The sequence below is a fragment of the Pseudomonas sp. EL_65y_Pfl1_R83 genome, assembly GCF_963970695.1.
GTDB lineage: Bacteria > Pseudomonadota > Gammaproteobacteria > Pseudomonadales > Pseudomonadaceae > Aquipseudomonas > Aquipseudomonas tritici.
In genome coordinates, this window is record NZ_CAXAQI010000328.1 from 1 (window position 1) to 483 (window position 483).

1 protein-coding gene is annotated in these 483 nt (G+C 58.6%); it reads left to right on the forward strand.

Annotated elements, in window-relative coordinates; genetic code table 11:
* Window positions 1-86 precede the first annotated feature (86 nt).
* The coding region (locus AACY08_RS29120) for a cytochrome b/b6 domain-containing protein (RefSeq protein WP_339472540.1) at window positions 87-483 on the forward strand (397 nt) is incomplete at its 3' end.

Here is a 483-nt window from a genome sequence, read left to right on the forward strand (position 1 = left end):
TATGCGCACACCAAGGACGGCAAGCGCGCCGAGGTCTATTTCAACCCGGTGAACGGTGCCATCGTCAAAAACAACGTCGATTGACGATGGGCAATGTCGTTCCCCGGACGCCGACCAATGGCCCTGCCCGAAAGAGCGGCAGGGTCAAGGTCTGGGATCCGATCGTCCGCATCTTTCATTGGACGGTCGCAGCTGGCGTTATCGCCAATCTCACTGTCCTGAAGCATGAAGAAACGCCACATATCTACGTCGGTTACGTCGTCGTGACCGCATTGGCGATCCGGCTTGTGTGGGGTGTCATCGGCCGCCGCCATGCTCGTTTTGCCAGCTTCGTGACAGGTCCCGTCGGGCTGCTGCGCTATTTTCGCGCGATGATCGCTCGTCGGGAGCCTCGCTATATCGGGCATAATCCAGCTGGTGCGGCGATGATCGTCGTGTTGATGCTGTTGTTGGCGATAGTCGGCTCCACAGGTTGGATGATGG